The sequence below is a fragment of the Streptomyces sp. NBC_01016 genome, from assembly GCF_026341035.1.
Taxonomy (GTDB): domain Bacteria; phylum Actinomycetota; class Actinomycetes; order Streptomycetales; family Streptomycetaceae; genus Streptomyces.
Genome location: NZ_JAPEOQ010000001.1, coordinates 2,211,583 through 2,226,448, shown reverse-complemented (window position 1 = coordinate 2,226,448; position 14,866 = coordinate 2,211,583). Strand labels below are relative to the sequence as shown.

Genomic DNA, 14,866 nt, shown 5'->3' with positions numbered 1-14,866 from the left:
GGGGATGCTCAGGCTGGGCCAGCACGAATTCGGTGAGCACGAGCCGGTGATCATGGCAATCGTGAACCGGACCCCGGACTCCTTCTACGACCAGGGCGCCACGTTCCGCGACGAGCCCGCGCTCGCCCGCGTCGAGCAGGCGGTGTCCGAGGGCGCCATGATCGTGGACATCGGCGGGGTGAAGGCCGGCCCCGGCGAGGAGGTCACCGCCGAGGAGGAGGCGCGGCGGACCGTCGGCTTCGTCGCCGAGGTGCGACGCCGCTTCCCCGACGTGATCATCAGCGTCGACACCTGGCGGCACGAGGTCGGCGACGCCGTGTGCGAAGTGGGCGCGGATCTGCTCAACGACGCGTGGGGCGGTGTCGACCCGAAGCTCGCGGAGGTCGCGGCGCGCCACAAGGTGGGCCTCGTGTGCACGCACGCGGGCGGCGCCGAGCCCCGCACGCGTCCGCACCGGGTGACGTACGAGGACGTGATGGCGGACATCCTGGACGTGACGGTCGGCTACGCGGAGCGGGCCGTCGCCCTCGGGGTGCCGCGCGAGTCCGCACTGATCGACCCCGGACACGACTTCGGGAAGAACACGCGGCACTCCCTGGAGGCGACGCGGCGGCTTCCGGAGATGGTCGACACCGGGTGGCCGGTGCTCGTCTCGCTGTCCAACAAGGACTTCGTCGGCGAGACCCTCGACAAGCCGGTCAAGGAGCGCGTCATCGGGACGCTGGCCACGACCGCGGTGTCGGCGTGGCTCGGGGCGCAGGTCTACCGGGTGCACGAAGTCGCCGAGACGCGGCAGGTGTTGGACATGGTGGCGTCCATCGCGGGCCACCGGCCCCCGGCGGTCGCCCGCCGGGGACTCGCGTAGCAGCTTTCTCCAGGGCGACTACTTACCGGTCTCCTTGGTGACCAGTGTGATCGCCTCCTCCACGTCGTCCGTGATGTGGAACAGCAGCAGGTCCGCCTCCGAAGCCTTGCCCTGGGCGATCACCGTGTTCTTCAGCCAGTCGACCAGGCCGCTCCAGTACTGCGAACCGAACAGGACGATCGGGAAGCGCGTCACCTTCGTGGTCTGCACGAGGGTGAGCGCCTCGAAGAGCTCGTCCAGCGTGCCGAGGCCGCCGGGGAGCACCACGAAGCCCTGGGCGTACTTCACGAACATCGTCTTCCGTACGAAGAAGTAGCGGAAGTTCAGGCCCAGGTCGACGTACGGGTTGAGGCCCTGCTCGAAGGGCAGCTCGATGCCGAGACCGACCGAGGTGCCCTTGGCCTCCACGGCGCCCTGGTTGGCCGCCTGCATGGCGCCGGGGCCGCCGCCGGTGATCACCGCGAAGCCGGCCTCCACCAGGGCCTTGCCGATGGCGACGCCCGCCGCGTACTCCGGGGAGTCCTCCGGGGTGCGCGCCGAGCCGAACACGCTGATCGCGGGCGGCAGTTCGGCGAGTGTGCCGAAGCCCTCGATGAACTCGGACTGGATGCGCAGGACCCGCCACGGGTCGGTGTGCACCCACCCCGAGGGGCCTTCGGTGTCGAGCAGACGTTGGTCGCTCGTCCCTGGCTGCACCTGATCACGGCGCCGGACCACCGGCCCCGTCCGCTGCTCCACAGGACGTCGCTTGCCCTCCGGGTTGCTCATCGTCTGCTCCCTTCCTGCGCAGGTATCACGCACTTACGTAGAGCAAGGGTAGGTCTACGCGGGTTACGGGCGCGGGACCTCGGCGTATCGGGAAGCCGAGTATCAGGAAGCCAGGTGTCAGGAAGCGGTGAGCCAGGCGGCCAGGCGCTTCTCGCCCTCCAGGATGAGCGAGGTGTCGACCCGCTCGTCGATCTTGTGCGCGAAGATCGGGTTGCCGGGGCCGTAGTTCACCGCGGGGACGCCGAGGGCGCTGAACCGGGAGACGTCGGTCCAGCCGAACTTGGGGCGCACTTCGCCGCCCACCGCGGCCACGAAAGCGGCGGCAGCAGGGTGGTTGAGGCCGGGGCGCGCGCCGCCCGTGTGGTCGTCGACGACGATCTCCTCGATGGGGCAGCCGGCGAAGAAGTCGCGGACGAACTGCTCGGCCTCCTCCATCGACCGGTCGGGCGCGTAGCGGAAGTTGACGGTGACGGCGCACTCGTCCGGGATGACGTTGGTGGCGACGCCGCCCTCGATGCGGACCGCGTTGAGGCCCTCGTGGAACTCCAGGCCGTCGACGACCGGCTTGCGCGGCACGTAGGAGGCGAGGCGCTCCAGGATGGGGGACGCGGCGTGGATCGCGTTGTTTCCCATCCACGCGCGCGCGGAGTGGGCCCGCTCGCCCTTGGTCTTCAGGATGACGCGCAGGGTGCCCTGGCAGCCGCCCTCGACGTCGCCGTTCGTGCCCTCCAGGAGGATCGCGAAGTCGCCCTCCAGCCAGTCGGGGTGGGCGTCGGCCACATGCCCGAGGCCGTTGAGGTGTGCGGCGACCTCTTCGTTGTCGTAGAAGACGAACGTGAGGTCGCGGTTGGGCTCACGGACCGTCTGCGCGATCCGCAGCTGGACCGCGACGCCCGCCTTCATGTCGCTGGTGCCGCAGCCCCACAGGACGCCGTTCTCGTCGAGCCGCGAGGGCACGTTGTCGGCGATCGGGACCGTGTCGATGTGTCCCGCGAGGATGATCCGCTCGTCGTGCCCCAGGTTCGTCCGGGCCACGATGTTGTTGCCGTACCGGTCGACCGTGAGGTGCGGCAGCTCCCGCAGGGCCTGGTCGATCGCGTCGGCGAGCTCCTTCTCGCTGCCACTGGGCGAGGCGAAGTCGACCAACTGCGCCGTGAGGCGTGCGGCGTCCTGCGTGAGGTCAAGGGGGGTGCGGTCCATGACGTCGAGCCTAATACGGGTGCGGTTTCCGTACGGCGGCTGGAGTGTCAGTGGACTCCAGTACCTTGGACGCGTGCCTGAGCCCCCCACTCTCGTCCGGCGCGGCCGCCTCCTTCGTATCGGCGCGGCCGTCGTCGTGCTGCTCGCCGTGGCCACGTACGTGGCCGTGCAGTACGCGACCGGGGGCCGCTCCAAACCGAGATGCACGGTCATTTCGGCGAACGGGGACGGGGCGTCGTACACATTCACCTCCGAGCAGGCGGTGAACGCGGCGACGATCGCCGCCGTCGGCACCTCGCGCGGGATGCCCGAGCGCGCCGTCACGATCGCCCTCGCGACGGCGCTGCAGGAGTCGGGGCTGCGCAATATCGAGCACGGCGACCGGGACTCGCTCGGCCTGTTCCAGCAGCGCCCCACGAAGGGCTGGGGCACCGCGGACCAGATCATGGATCCGGCGTACGCGTCCGAGCGGTTCTACGCGCACCTGGCGAAGATCCCCGGCTACTCGCGGCTCCCGCTGACCGCGGCCGCGCAGCGCGTGCAGCTCAGCGGCTATCCGCAGGCGTACGCGAAGCACGAGCCGGACGCCACGTTGCTGGCCGCCTCGCTGACCGGTCGCGCCGCGGCGTCGCTCACCTGCGACGGGCGGGCGGTCGGTGGTGACGGCGCGCGGTCCGGCGACCCCGCGCGCGTGCGGGCCGCGCTCGCCCGTGACTTCGGGCGGGACGTGGCGCCCGCGAAGGGGCCGGGCGCGAGCTCCGTCCGCGTTCCCGTGCCCGCCACCGTCGACTCGGCCGAGGGCGGGGAGCGGCAGCGCGGCTGGGAGCTGGCGCAGTGGGCGGTGGCCAACTCCTCGGCGCTGCGCATCGAGCGCGTCTCCTACGCGGGCCGCGAATGGACCGCCGAGGAGTCCGGGGAGTCCGGGGACAAATGGCGCAAGGCGTCGTCCGCGCAGCGGGGCGGACGGTCGGGTCCGGCGGCCTCGATGTCCGTCGGCGAGGTTCGGATCGTCACCGGGCAGTAGTCCGGGCTCACCCGAACGGGTAATGCGGATCATGCCGCGTGGACGTCGGCGGGGCACCTTCGAGTGAGGTGGGGGCTCGACCCCAAGACCCTTGCGAGCAGGGCGCTGTAAGGGTTCTGCAGCGGTAGGCGATGCGTGCACTTTGCCCGTTTCTGCCCACAACTGATAATGCGACACATTACGAACCCTTTACGTTTCCGACCCGCAACCTTCCTGGGGCCTGGGGCGGTTGTCACGGCGTCCGATCGCCGCACGGCAACCGGGCATCAAACGTTCTCTCCCGTCTAAGGAGCATCATGTCCCTCCCCCTGACCCGCCGGATCGCCCGTGCCGCGCTGCTCGTAGCGGCAGGAGCGGCGCCCGTGGTCGGTGCGGCCGGCTCCGCGAGCGCCGTCGACCTTCCGGCCACGTCGAACCTGGGCGGTGTGACCGCCCTGGACGGTGCGAACGTGGGCAGCACCGTCGACGGTGCGGCGCAGAACGTCACCGGTGTCGCCGGTTCCACCGGTGGCAAGGCCGTCAAGAAGGCCGTTCCGGCGGCGGGCAAGGTCGTGGGTTCGGGCGCGAAGACCGCCGTTCCGGCCGCGCAGGAGGCCGCGGGTGGCGCGGCCGGCAGCGCGGGTGACGTGCTCGGTGAGACGGCCGGGACCGCGACCGATGGTGGGCTGCCGGTGGGTGGTGGCGGTCTGCCGACCGATTCGCTGGGTGGCCTGCCGATCGGCTGACCGCCGGTTTACCTGAACGGGGTGCCGGGAGCGTTCTGCTCCCGGTACCCCGTTTTTGTGCCGTGTCGTGGGCGGGGCCTGCGTGACTGTTGCGCGGCACCAGGGTTCGGCGCATTGCCGGGGTCGGTCCCGTCGTCTCCGTTGCGCAGCACCGGGGTTCGGCGCATTGCCGGGGTCGGCGCCCATCGCCATCGTTGCGCGGCACCGGGGTGCCGCCTTGCCCACCCTGCCGCCCAAGGCGGCAGATTGCCCAAGGCGGGTGCGGCCGACCGTGGGCGTGCGCGGCAGGGTGCCCTAGGCGGGGGCGGCACCCCGTGAACCTGCGCGGCACGGTGCCCCAGGCGGGGGCGACACCCCGTGAGGCCGACGCCCCGGAGGGGGCGGGCAGGTGGGAGATAGGCGAACGGGAGGCGCGCTCGGGCGCCCGTAGGCCTGCGCGGCAGATGCCCCAAGGCGGGCGGCAGCCACCCGTGGGCCTGCACGGCAGGGTGCCCTAGGCGGCGCGACACCCCGTGAGGCCGACGCCCCCGGAGGGGGCGGGTGGGTGGGAGATAGGCGAGTGGAAAGGCGGCGGGAAGGCGGGGAAAGGCGGGAGTCGCCGCGAGGGGGAGGTACCGCGTCCCGGAGGGCGTCGCCGCGGGCCCCGTTCTCCCGTCAGGTCGGACGAGTTGCCGCTGCGGCATCCCAGAAAACGACGCCGCGCTCCCCGCCCCCGTCAGGTCGGGCGGGTTGCCGCTGCGGCGGCCCGGAGGGCGGCGCAGCGGGCCCCGTACCCCGTCACGTCAGACGGTTTACCGCCGCGGCGGCCCGGAGGGCGTCCCCGCCCCCGTCACGTCAGGCGGCTCACCGCGGCCGCTACGCGGTCGTCCGAAGCCGTCAAGGCTACGCGGACGAAGGTGGCGCCCGCTTCGCCGTAGAAGTCGCCGGGGGCCACCAGGATGCCGAGGTCGGCCAGGGCGGACACCGTGTCCCAGCAGGACTCGTCGCGGGTGGCCCAGAGGTACAGGCTCGCCTCGCTGTGCTCGATACGGAAGCCGTGGGCCAGCAGAGCCGCGCGCAGCGCCTCGCGGCGGGCCGCGTAGCGCTCCCGCTGCACCCGCACGTGCTCGTCGTCGCCGAGCGCCGCGACGACCGCCGCCTGCGTCGGCGCGGAGGTCATCATGCCGCCGTGCTTGCGGATCTGGAGGAGCGGGCCGAGCACCGAGGCGTCGCCCGCGATGAACGCCGCGCGGTAACCCGCCAGGTTCGAGCGCTTCGAGAGCGAGTGGACCGCGACCAGGCCCTCGTGCGAACCGCCGTTGACGTCCGGGTGCAGGACCGAGACCGGGTCGGCCTCCCAGCCCAGCTCCAGGTAGCACTCGTCGGAGAAGATCAGGATGTCGTGCGAGCGCGCCCAGTCCACGATGCGCTTCAGCTCGTCCTTGGCCAGCACCCGACCCGTGGGGTTCGACGGGGAGTTGAGCCACAGGAGCTTCAGGTCGGTCGGGTCCAGCTCGGTCGGGTCGTCGTAGACGACGTAGTCCGCGCGGGCCAGGCGGGCGCCCACCTCGTACGTCGGGTACGCGAGACGCGGGTAGGCGACCTTGTCGCCGGGGCCGAGACCCAGCTGGGTGGGGAGCCAGGCGACCAGTTCCTTGGAGCCGACGACCGGCAGGACGTTCGTGTGGTCGAAGCCGCGGGCACCGAGGCGGCGTTCGCACCAGCCGACGAGCGCGTCACGCAGCTCGGGAGTGCCCCAGACCGTCGGGTAGCCCGGCGAGTTCGCGGCGTCGACCAGCGCCTTCTGGATCAGCTCGGGCACCGGGTCGACGGGCGTGCCGACGGAGAGGTCGACGATGCCGTCCGGGTGCGCCGCGGCCGTCTTCTTGTACGGCTCCAGCTTGTCCCAGGGGAAGGCGGGGATGCGGTCGATGGGGGCCGGGACGGTGGACACCTGGGGGGCTCGCTTTCCTCGTGATGCTCTCTTCGCGACGCGGCTCTCTTCGCGACGTGGTGGACAAATGCCTCGGTCCCGTACGGCAGTCAGAGCCGTACGGGACCGGGGCAGCGCCTGTGCGTACCGCTGAACTCAGAACGTACTGAACTCAGAAGCTACTGAGTTCGGTTACTGGTTCTGCGGCGGCAGCGCGGCGATGAACGGGTAGTCCTTGTCGATCAGGCCCATCTTCGAGGCACCACCGGGCGAACCGAGGTCGTCGAAGAACTCGACGTTCGCCTTGTAGTAGTCCTTCCACTCCTCAGGAGTGTCGTCCTCGTAGAAGATCGCCTCGACCGGGCAGACCGGCTCACAGGCGCCACAGTCGACGCATTCATCCGGGTGGATGTACAAGGACCGCTTGCCCTCGTAGATGCAGTCGACCGGGCACTCCTCGATGCACGCCTTGTCCTTGACGTCGACACAAGGCTGCGCGATGACGTAGGTCACGCTGTCGTTCCTCCTCGATAGGGCGCTGGCGGGCCTCCGCAGGCTCCGCCGCCTGGCGCGCGGGAGCGCGGCGTCGTCGATGCCCACCTCTAGTATCTCCGTTCCTGGGCATGATCCGAACAGGAGGGGTGGGGCGAGCTGTGGAATTCACTGCGGGCGGACGCCTGGAAGTCCGCATTTCGTGCGATGACGTGGGGAAACGCGTCTCTGTACGACGGGTGAGCGGGGAGGGTTCCGTGGGTCGAAAGTTCACCGACACGGTCGGTGTTCTCACATCGTGGAACGACGGTGTGCTCCTCATCACACGGAGAAACGGTGAAGGTGTGCGGGTCGAGGAGTCCGCGCTGGTCGCGGGGAAGGTCGTGCCCGCCGCACCCGCCCGTCGCCGCGGCCCCTCGGCCACGTATCCGGAGCTCGCTCGCGCCGCCGCGCGCGCCTGGCAGCCGATCGAGAGCGAACGGCTCGGCGATTGGGAGCTGAGAGCCGCCGACGGGTTCACTCGGCGGGCCAACTCGGTACTCCCTCTGGGGGACCCGGGGCGTCCGCTCGACGACGCGCTGAGCCACGTACAGGAGTGGTACGCGGCCCGTGGCCTTCCGGCGTACGCGCAGACGGCGACCGGGGCCGAGGGGGCGCAGGAGGTCCTGTGCGCCGGTCTTGAGGAGCGCGGGTGGGTGCGCGAGGTGAGCGCCGAGCTGCGGATCGCCGCGCTCGCGCCCATCGGGGACGCGCCCGACGCGCCGCACGTGCTGCTGAGCCGCGAGCCGGACGAGGCGTGGCTCGCGCGCTACCAGCGCAAGGGAGCGAGCGAGGTCGCGCTGAAGGTGCTGTGCGCCGGGCCCTCGGTGTGGTTCGCGACCGTGCCGGGCGAGGGTGACGTGCCCGCCGCGATCGGGCGGTGCGTGGTCGACGGGCGGTGGGCCGGGTTCGCCGCCGTCGAGGTCGACCCTGCGCAGCGGCGTCGAGGGCTCGCCACGGACGTGATGACGGCGCTCGCCCGACAGGCGCTCGACGAGGGCGCGTCGGCGGCCTGGCTCCAGGTCGAGGCGGACAACGAGGGGGCGCGCGCCCTCTACGACCGCATGGGTTTCGCCACGCATCACGCGTACCACCACTACCGTGCTCCGGAACGGCACGCCGGCTGATGCCTCAGCGACGAATGCCTTACCCGTTGCTGCCGTATCGATCGGCCTGAAAGGGCACGAGGCACGTATGTCCCCCCACCTTTCCCCCCGTTCCACGGAGCTGCGGCGGCGGTTCGCCGAAGAGGCGCGGGCCGAGCGGCCCGACCTCGCGCAGCTGTGTCTGCTGCTCGCCGCGCAGGGCGACGCCTCGCTCGACGAGGCCGGCATGGACGCCGTGCAGATCGAGCTGGACGAGCTCGCCGGGCGGCTGCCGTACCGGCCCGCCTCGCCGCACGGCTGGGCCACCGCGTGCGCCGAGCTGCTCGGCGCGCGCACCGGTTTCCACGGCACGCCGAACGACTATCAGCGGCTCGAGTCGTCCCTCCTGCACGAGGTCGTACGGCGTCGCAGAGGGCTGCCGATCCTGTTGTCGGTGGTGTGGCTGGAGGTGGCCCGGCGGGCCGGGGCGCCGGTGTGCGGGGTGGCTCTGCCGGGGCACTTCGTGGTCGGCTTCGGCCCCACCGACGGGCAGGTGCTGGCCGATCCGTTCGACGGGGGCCGGGTGCTCACGGGGGCCGACGCGCAGACGCTGGTGGCGGGGGCGACGGGCGGCCCGCTGGATCCGTCGATGCTGGTGCCCGCCGATCCGCTGGACGTGGTCCTGCGGATCCTCAACAACATCCGGGCCTGGGCGGCGACGCGACCCGAGCGCTCCGACGTGTCGCTGTGGGCCGTGGAGCTGTCGCTGCTGCTGCCCGCGCACCCGGCGCGACTGCGCTACGAGCGGGCCCAGCTCCTCGTACGCCGTGGGGACTTCGTGAACGGGGCGGTGGAGCTGGAGGCGTACGCGGACGTGGTCGGGGCCGTCGACGAGACGGCGGCGGAGTCGGTGCGGGAGCAGTCGCGGGCGGCCCGCGCGATGCTGAACTGAGCCCTCTCTCAGGAAGCCCTACAGCCTCCCCCAGAAAGCCCTACAGCCAGCCCTTCTCCCGCGCGGCGGCCACCGCCTCCGCCCGATTGCGCACCGCCAGCTTCTGGATCGCCACCGACAGGTAGTTGCGGACCGTGCCCTGGGAAAGGTGGAGGGCGGCCGCCAGTTCCGCGTTGGTGGCGCCGTCAGCCGCCGCGCGCAGCACCTCGCGTTCGCGGTCCGTCAGCGGATTCGCGCCCTCCGCGAGGGCCGCCGCCGCGAGCGTGGGGTCGATGACGCGTTCGCCCGCGAGCACCTTCCGTACAGCCTCGGCGAGCTGCGCGGCCGGGGCGTCCTTGACCAGGAACGCGGCCGCGCCCGCCTCCATGGCGCTGCGCAGATAGCCGGGCCGGCCGAACGTGGTGAGCACGACGACCTTCAACTCCGGCAGGACCTCGCGGAGTTGGGCCGCCGCCTCGATGCCCGTACAGCCCGGCATCTCGATGTCGAGGAGCGCCACGTCCACCGCGTGCGCGCGGGCGGCCGCCACCACCTCGTCACCGCGCGCCACCTGCGCGACGACCTCGATGTCCGCTTCGAGCCCGAGCAGCGCGGCCAGCGCCTCGCGCACCATCGACTGGTCCTCGGCCAACAACACCTTGATCGTGCTCATGCGCCGGATCCTACGGAGGCGGCCGGGACCCGGGCCACCAGGCGGAAGCCGCCGCCGCGTGCCGCGCCCGTCTCCAGGGTGCCGCCGACCGCGGTGAGGCGTTCGGCGAGGCCGGTGAGGCCGTTGCTCGGGGGCGCCCCCGAGGGGCCCGAGCCGTCGTCCTCCACGGTCAGTTCGACGCGGGGCCCTTCGAGGGTCTCGCGCCGGGCGACGCCGACGACGCAGCGCTGCGCGCCACTGTGCCGTACGACGTTGGTGACGGCCTCGCGCAGCGTCCAGGCGAGCGCCGACTCCTGCGCCTCGGGCAGTTCCGGGACCTCGGAGGGCACGTCCGCGGCGACGCCCGCCGCGGTCAGCGCGGCCTGGGCGCCCGCGAGTTCGGTGGCGAGGCGGGCGCGCCGGTAGCCGCTGACGGCCTCGCGGACGTCGACCAAGGCCTGCCGGCTGACCTTCTCGATGTCGGCGACCTGGTCGGCCGCCTTGTTGGGGTGGTCGGGCAGCATCCGCCCGGCCAGTTCGCTCTTGAGCGTGATCAGCGAGAGGGAGTGGCCGAGCAGGTCGTGCAGGTCGCGGGCGAGGCGCAGGCGCTCCTCGTTGGCGGCGAGCTGGGCGACCTGAGCGCGGGCCTGGCGCAACTCCCGTGTCGTGCGCACCAGTCGGCGTACGCCCGTCATGGAGAAGCCGCCGAGCAGCGCGGGGACGATCAGGCCGATGTCGGGTCCCGCGCCGAGGTGCAGGGCCAGCGCCACCATCACGCCGGTCATCACGAGGATCATGATCTGCGCCTGCCGCATGGGCAGCACGGCCCCGCAGCCGACGGAGACGTACACGAAGAGCACCAGCCAGGGCTCGCCGAGCGTCAGGCAGAGCACGACGGCGATCACGGGCAGGACGCCGAGCACCGAGAGCACGACGGCGCGGGCGAGCGGGCGGCTCGTGTGCCGGAACACGAGGACCAGGTACGTGAGCGTGAACGCCCCGAGCCCCAACCAGCCGAACACGGTGCCCACCGTGCCGTGGTGGCCCGCCACCAGGTCGCCGACCGGGTCGCCGAGGAAGACCAGCCACATGCCGATCCACAGCAGCTTCACGAACAACTCGCGGCGGTTCTCCGGCGCCCGGCCGGCCTCCGCCCACTCCCCTGGCTCGCTCACGCCTTCAACGTGTCCTTCCGGTACAGCCAGGCCGCGCCGCCCGCGAAGATCAGGAAGTACGCGACAAGCAGCGCGACGTCCTTGGCGTCGGGGGCGCCACCCAGCTCGATGGCCTGGCCGAGGGCAGCGTACGCGTGCGTGGGCAGCCATTCCGCGATGTTCTGCAGCCATTGCGGGAATCCGCTCATCGGGATCCACAGGCCGCCCAGGATCGACAGGCCGAAGTACGTGATCATCGTGATCGGCCGGACGGCGTCGCCGGAGGCGAGATAGCCGATGGCCACGCCGAGCGCGGCGAAGACGAGGCTGCCGGCCCAGATCGAGCCGGTGAGCGCGAGCCACTGCCAGGCGTCGAGGCGTACGTCCTTGAAGGCCGCGGCCACGACGAAGACGATCACGATGGACGGGAGCGAGACGACGGCGGCGCTCGCGGTCTTGGCGAGGACATAGCCGCGTCCGGGCAGCGTGGTGAGCCTCAACTGCCGTACCCAGCCGTTCTCCCGCTCCTTCGCGATGCGCTCGCTGTTGCCCATGAGGACGGCGGTGAGCGCGCCGAAGGAGGCCATCGAGACCATCATGAACGCGGGGAGGCTCAGGCCCGTGCCGTCGACCATGGTGGTGGTGTCGGCCTGGCCCGCGATCAGCAGGAACAGCACGGACGGGTAGATCACCGAGAAGAACAGGAACTTCCGGTTGCGGAAGGCCCGGGTGAGTTCGAGCTTGATCAGACTGTTCACAGCGACTTGGCCTCCTCGGCCTCGGTGATCGCCACGAAGGCCTGTTCCAGGCCGAGTCCGGCGACTTCGAGATTGCGCGGGTAGACGCCGAGCCCGTACAGCGCGTGCACGGTCGCGTCGGCGTCAGTGGACTGGATGCGGACGGTCTGTCCGCTGACGGCCACTCCGGTGAGGAACGGCAGACCCTTGATCGCGGCCTCGTCGATCTCGCCCTCCAGGTCGAAAGAGACCCTGCGGGCGCCGGCCTTCGCCTTGATCTCGGCGGCCGTGCCGTCGGCGAGGAGTCGGCCGCGGTGCAGCACGAGAACGCGGTCGGCGATCGCGTCCGCCTCCTCCAGGTAGTGGGTGGCGAACAGCACCGTGCGGCCCTGGTCCGCCTGCTCGCGCATGGTCGCCCAGAACGCCTGCCGGGCGCTCACGTCCATGCCGGTCGTCGGCTCGTCGAGGACGATGAGGTCGCTGTCGCCGGCCGTGGCGAGGGCGAAGCGGACGCGCTGCTCCTGGCCACCCGAGAGCTTGTTGACCTTGCGGTCGGCGATCTGCGTGAGTCCCGCGCGGGCCAGGACCTCGTCGGCCGGGTACGGCTTCGGGTGCAGGGCGCAGCCGAGCCGGACGAGTTCGCGCACGGTCACCTCGTCCATCAGGCCGCCGCTCTGCAGCATGGCGCCGACCCGGCCCGCCGTGATCGCCTCGCGGGGGCTCGTGCCGAAGACCCGGACCTCGCCGGTGTCGGCGGGGCGCAGGCCGAGGAGCAGGTCGAGGGTGGTGGACTTGCCCGCGCCGTTCGGGCCGAGCAGAGCGACCGTCTCGCCCGCGTGCAGTTCGAGGCCCAGGCCGTCGACCGCCCGTACGGTGCCGTACGTCTTCGTCACCCCGCTGAAGGTGACCGCTGCGTGTGTCGTCATGGCAGTAAGCGTCGCCGGTGGGCGGGGGTGCGCGGCAGTGTCGCAAAGCGTGAGTCCCGCATGACGGATGTCATGCGGGACTCGTGACGCGGGTGCGCGGGCGGAGCTACGAGGCGTTCGTCTGGATCTCCGCGGTGCGCTCGGCGGAGGTCTTGCCGAGCAGCGCCTTGCCGATGGCTGCGGCCACGTCCGTGGGCTGGACCGGCGTCTTCTTGCCGGTGCCGCGGGTGACGAGGACGCCGTCGAAGGTCGTGCCGTACAGCTTCTTGAGCTCCGGGAGGTTGTACTTCTCGACCAGCTTCCCGTTGACCGGCTGCACGCTCAGGATCTTCGGCAGCGACTTGTCGGGGCCGAACTGGATGGAGGCGCCGCCCGCCTTGACCGTGATCAGTCCGGACATCGCGGGCTCGGCGAACTGCTGCATCTTCCGGTCGACCTCGGCGTCCGAGATCGTCGGCTTCTGCGTCGACGTCGCCAGCGGGACCGCTCCGGACGCGCCGGTCTCGATCTGCGCGTTGTACGCGTCCTTGACCGCGGCGGCCGACTGGGCGAGGTCGAGCCCCTTGCCGGTCTTGCCGTAGACGGGGACGGCCTTGCCCGGCGCGAACTTGATCGTGCCCTCGCCGGAGGCCGCGGCGCCGCCGGCGGCCCGCTGCAGGGACGCGGCGAGCTTCTCCTCGTCGACGGGCATGACCGGGGCCACGACCCGCTCGTTGCCGAACAGCGAGCCGATCACCGAGACCGGGTTGTAGTCGCTGCCCGCGGCCGCGGCCACGGTCGACGCGGTGTCGAAGGAGAGGCCCGCCTGGGCCGGCTGCATCGCCACGGTCTTGCCGCCGACCTGAAGCTTCAGCGCCTGTTCCGTGCGCTTGCCGAGGGCGTTCTCCAGCTTGGTGGTCGCCTCGTCGCGAGTGCCGCCGCCGATGTCGACGCCCGCGACGGTGGTGCCCTTCGGGACGTCGGAGTGGTTCATCAACAGGCCCGCGCCGTACGCGACTCCGGCCAGGCCGACGACGCCCGCGCCGAGCAGCACCAGCTTGTTGCGGCCCTTCTTCTTGGGCGCGGGGGTGGAGGGCACCGGGTCGGGCAGCTTCGGCGGGGTGTGCACCGCGGGGCCGTCGGGGCCCTGCTGGAACGGGTCGGAGGCGCCGGGGGTCTTGGGGCCGCCACCGGCCGAGGGGACGACCCGCATGCCGCTGGTGAGCGTGTCACCCGAGACGTTGCCACTGGAGGTGTTGCCACCCCCGGGCGGCTCCGGGGCAGGCTTCTGCGGCGTGAGGATCGCGGTGTCGTCGCTCATCCGCGGCGGCGACTGACCGGTGCCGGGGACCGGCGGGTTGGGGGCGCCGGGCGGCACCATCGGGCCGTCGCCCGGGGTCGGGCCCGAGGTGGGGCCCGAGGGTCCGGTGGGCCCGTCGCCACGGTCGGGCGCGCCCGGGTCCTGGTGGGCGGCGAAGTACGGCAGGTCGTCGCGGGGGCCGGGGGCGCCGCCTGCGCCGAGCGGGCCTGCCGCCACGGCGCCGGACACGTCGAACCCGCCGGAGGAACCGCCCGAGGAACCGCCGGACGGACCGCCCGAGGGGCCGCCGGTGGGCCCGCCCATCGGGCCGCCCGAAGTGCCGGACGGGCCGCCGCCGTTGGAGCCCGGGGCGGGCGGCGTGGGGGCACCCGGGCCACCCGTGCCGACCGTCGGGACCGCGCCGGTCGCCGGGCCGCCCGCACCGCCGCGCGGCTTGCGCGGCGCGAACCAGTCGCTCGTCTTCTCCTCGCGCTGCGGCGCGGGAGCGGCGGGCGCGGAGGCCTCGGGGGCGGCGGGCGCGGAGCCCGTGTCCGCCGGGCCGCCGTACGAGGCGGGCGCCGCGGGGCGGCCGCCCTGCGTCGCGTCCGGCGCGGGGGCCGCGGGGGCCGCGGGGCCTGTGTCGGCTCTCTTGCCGGCGCCGCTCTCCGGATTGGCGTCGACATCGCTCATCGGCGTCCGCATGACGACCGGCGGGATCGGCCGGGAGCCGGGGATGTTGATCCGGATCCGGGTCGTCAGCGTCGTCTCGGTCTTGGGTGACTCCGGGGCGCCCTGGTCGCCCGGCGGCGTCGGACCGGCGTCACCTGACGCCGTGCCCTGCGCGGGCGATCCGTACGGAGGCGTTCCCGACGGGTAGGCGGCAGCGCCGCGCCCCTGGGGCCCGGAGGACGAACTGTCAGTTTCACGACTCAAGGCAGGTTCTCCCGGTTGGCTCCGCCGCCCGTCTCGACCTCTCGCGGGCTGCTCGGCGGCGCGCACCACCATACTGGCCGCCGCCGGAAGTCACTGTGCGACGGATGACGAATCCGGAACGGCACGCGCCGCACGACGACCCAA

Annotated in this window: 14 protein-coding genes; 5 read left to right on the top strand and 9 right to left on the bottom strand. The window is 72.2% G+C overall.

All coding sequences use genetic code 11. The features are described from left to right. Nucleotides 1-4: 4 nt before the first annotated feature. Nucleotides 5-865: a dihydropteroate synthase gene (gene folP / locus OG746_RS10495; protein WP_266713762.1), complete on the top strand. Its 861-nt coding sequence runs from the start codon at nucleotides 5-7 to the stop codon at nucleotides 863-865. Between the two features lie 18 nt (nucleotides 866-883). Here folP and OG746_RS10490 read toward each other — a convergent pair whose 3' ends face one another. Next, on the bottom strand, nucleotides 884-1,633 hold the full coding sequence (locus tag OG746_RS10490) for an LOG family protein (RefSeq protein ID WP_266713760.1): 750 nt from the start codon (nucleotides 1,631-1,633) through the stop codon (nucleotides 884-886). 117 nt (nucleotides 1,634-1,750) lie between these two features. Further along, nucleotides 1,751-2,833, bottom strand: coding sequence for a succinyl-diaminopimelate desuccinylase (gene dapE, locus OG746_RS10485; protein WP_266713758.1), 1,083 nt, complete (start codon nucleotides 2,831-2,833; stop codon nucleotides 1,751-1,753). A gap of 73 nt (nucleotides 2,834-2,906) precedes the next feature. On the opposite strand from dapE, the gene OG746_RS10480 reads away from it, so the two are divergent. Both OG746_RS10480 and OG746_RS10475 read left to right on the top strand, forming a co-directional pair. Continuing rightward, nucleotides 2,907-3,857 (top strand): heavy metal transporter, encoded by a 951-nt coding sequence (locus OG746_RS10480; protein WP_266713756.1) that lies wholly within the window; start codon nucleotides 2,907-2,909, stop codon nucleotides 3,855-3,857. 296 nt (nucleotides 3,858-4,153) lie between these two features. After that, entirely contained in the window at nucleotides 4,154-4,582 is a 429-nt protein-coding gene (locus OG746_RS10475) for an ATP-binding protein (RefSeq protein ID WP_266713754.1), read from the top strand. Between the two features lie 829 nt (nucleotides 4,583-5,411). On the opposite strand, the gene OG746_RS10470 is transcribed toward OG746_RS10475, so the two are convergent. Both OG746_RS10470 and fdxA read right to left on the bottom strand, forming a co-directional pair. Beyond that, nucleotides 5,412-6,515, bottom strand: a complete 1,104-nt coding sequence (locus OG746_RS10470; protein ID WP_323179572.1) for a bifunctional succinyldiaminopimelate transaminase/glutamate-prephenate aminotransferase — start codon at nucleotides 6,513-6,515, stop codon at nucleotides 5,412-5,414. Nucleotides 6,516-6,686: 171 nt separating this feature from the next. Further along, nucleotides 6,687-7,007 carry a ferredoxin gene (fdxA, locus tag OG746_RS10465; RefSeq protein ID WP_266713752.1) on the bottom strand — a complete coding sequence of 107 codons (321 nt, stop codon included), beginning with the start codon at nucleotides 7,005-7,007 and terminating at the stop codon, nucleotides 6,687-6,689. Between the two features lie 140 nt (nucleotides 7,008-7,147). Here fdxA and OG746_RS10460 point away from each other — a divergent pair, with 140 nt between their 5' ends. Further along, nucleotides 7,148-8,152, top strand: a complete 1,005-nt coding sequence (locus OG746_RS10460) for a GNAT family N-acetyltransferase (RefSeq protein ID WP_266713750.1) — start codon at nucleotides 7,148-7,150, stop codon at nucleotides 8,150-8,152. Between the two features lie 67 nt (nucleotides 8,153-8,219). Next, entirely contained in the window at nucleotides 8,220-9,062 is an 843-nt protein-coding gene (locus OG746_RS10455) for a transglutaminase-like and tetratricopeptide repeat-containing protein (protein WP_266713748.1), read from the top strand. Nucleotides 9,063-9,102: 40 nt separating this feature from the next. Here the strand turns inward: OG746_RS10455 and OG746_RS10450 are convergent, their stop codons facing one another. The 5 genes from OG746_RS10450 to OG746_RS10430 all read right to left on the bottom strand — a co-directional run bounded on the left by OG746_RS10450 (nucleotide 9,103) and on the right by OG746_RS10430 (nucleotide 14,722). Then, nucleotides 9,103-9,714: a response regulator transcription factor gene (locus OG746_RS10450; protein ID WP_266713746.1), complete on the bottom strand. Its 612-nt coding sequence runs from the start codon at nucleotides 9,712-9,714 to the stop codon at nucleotides 9,103-9,105. Then, nucleotides 9,711-10,784, bottom strand: a complete 1,074-nt coding sequence (locus OG746_RS10445) for a sensor histidine kinase (protein WP_266718834.1) — start codon at nucleotides 10,782-10,784, stop codon at nucleotides 9,711-9,713. The genes OG746_RS10450 and OG746_RS10445 overlap by 4 nt, the downstream gene beginning before the upstream one ends. Before the next feature lie 80 nt (nucleotides 10,785-10,864). Then, a complete protein-coding gene (locus OG746_RS10440; protein WP_266713744.1) occupies nucleotides 10,865-11,605 on the bottom strand; it encodes an ABC transporter permease in 741 nt (246 codons plus the stop codon). Continuing rightward, nucleotides 11,602-12,510 (bottom strand): ABC transporter ATP-binding protein, encoded by a 909-nt coding sequence (locus tag OG746_RS10435; protein ID WP_266713742.1) that lies wholly within the window; start codon nucleotides 12,508-12,510, stop codon nucleotides 11,602-11,604. Before OG746_RS10435 ends, OG746_RS10440 begins: the two co-directional genes overlap by 4 nt. Nucleotides 12,511-12,616: 106 nt before the next feature. Then, nucleotides 12,617-14,722: a hypothetical protein gene (locus OG746_RS10430; protein WP_266713740.1), complete on the bottom strand. Its 2,106-nt coding sequence runs from the start codon at nucleotides 14,720-14,722 to the stop codon at nucleotides 12,617-12,619. Nucleotides 14,723-14,866: the final 144 nt, after the last annotated feature.

Bases quoted from the DNA above. Each gene is read 5' to 3' on its own strand.
- folP (WP_266713762.1), top strand. From the start codon at position 5: ATGCTCAGGCTGGGCCAGCACGAATTCGGTGAGCACGAGCCGGTGATC.
- OG746_RS10490 (WP_266713760.1), bottom strand. From the start codon at position 1,633: ATGAGCAACCCGGAGGGCAAGCGACGTCCTGTGGAGCAGCGGACGGGG.
- dapE (WP_266713758.1), bottom strand. From the start codon at position 2,833: ATGGACCGCACCCCCCTTGACCTCACGCAGGACGCCGCACGCCTCACG.
- OG746_RS10475 (WP_266713754.1), top strand. From the start codon at position 4,154: ATGTCCCTCCCCCTGACCCGCCGGATCGCCCGTGCCGCGCTGCTCGTA.
- OG746_RS10455 (WP_266713748.1), top strand. From the start codon at position 8,220: ATGTCCCCCCACCTTTCCCCCCGTTCCACGGAGCTGCGGCGGCGGTTC.
- OG746_RS10450 (WP_266713746.1), bottom strand. From the start codon at position 9,714: ATGAGCACGATCAAGGTGTTGTTGGCCGAGGACCAGTCGATGGTGCGC.
- OG746_RS10445 (WP_266718834.1), bottom strand. From the start codon at position 10,784: ATGTGGCTGGTCTTCCTCGGCGACCCGGTCGGCGACCTGGTGGCGGGC.
- OG746_RS10435 (WP_266713742.1), bottom strand. From the start codon at position 12,510: ATGACGACACACGCAGCGGTCACCTTCAGCGGGGTGACGAAGACGTAC.